Here is a 414-nt window from a genome sequence, read left to right as displayed (position 1 = left end):
GGGATCATGGGGCGCTTACGCTCCAAAAGGTTCAGTCTTAGGGTAAACGTACCATCTGCTTTCGATTCAAATATATTTGGAACATCTTCGATGTCACTAGATTCACTTACAAAAATCTTTACTGCACCAGAAATTGAGTTCTTACAGTTATCAGAATGCTCACGACCCTTTGCAAGCTTTAGATAAGGTGCTACGACAGTATTAGTTGCTTTAATCGGATAGCCCGAGTTGTACTCAATATGAGTTCGACACTTCGAGTCTTCACAGAAGATTCGACCATTATCATCCTTTGATAAGTTTTCAATCTCTAATAGGTGCCCACCTTTAAAAGCGCGAGTCATTTTCAAACCTTTAGCCATAGCCTACATTCCATCAAGTCATTAAAAGTAGTTATGGTACGGAAACCGCATGAAC

General features: G+C 40.1%; 1 protein-coding gene. It reads right to left on the bottom strand.

The window, feature by feature from the left end:
* Positions 1 to 359, bottom strand: a 359-nt coding sequence (locus tag PL85_RS18275) for a hypothetical protein (RefSeq protein WP_194579166.1), incomplete at its 3' end; no start/stop codon positions are given.
* Positions 360 to 414: the final 55 nt, after the last annotated feature.

The sequence above is a fragment of the Vibrio anguillarum genome (assembly GCF_001989995.2).
In the GTDB taxonomy this organism is placed as follows: Bacteria; Pseudomonadota; Gammaproteobacteria; order Enterobacterales; family Vibrionaceae; genus Vibrio; species Vibrio anguillarum.
Note: the sequence above shows the minus strand (reverse complement) of the source record. Positions and strands in the feature narration are given on the sequence as shown.